Annotated in this window: 1 pseudogene; it reads left to right on the top strand. The window is 69.2% G+C overall.

The window, feature by feature from the left end:
- Positions 1-208 (top strand): annotated as a pseudogene (locus tag IF01_RS0141065) (electron transfer flavoprotein subunit beta); the annotation flags it as partial.

Genomic DNA, 208 nt, shown 5'->3' with positions numbered 1-208 from the left:
CCGTCGTTTCGCGGACGACCACACCACCGACCGGGAGGGCGTGGACGGCCTTCTGTCGGAGCTGGACGAGTACGGGGTGGAGCAGGCGCTGCGGATCGCTGAGGCGAACGAGGGTGCCGAGGTGACCGTGCTGACGGTGGGTCCGGACGACGCGAAGGACGCGCTGCGCAAGGCGTTGTCGATGGGTGCGGACAAGGCTGTGCACGTC

The organism is Kitasatospora purpeofusca (assembly GCF_000718025.1).
Classification (GTDB): domain Bacteria; phylum Actinomycetota; class Actinomycetes; order Streptomycetales; family Streptomycetaceae; genus Kitasatospora; species Kitasatospora purpeofusca.
This window is presented reverse-complemented; position numbering and strand designations above follow the sequence as displayed.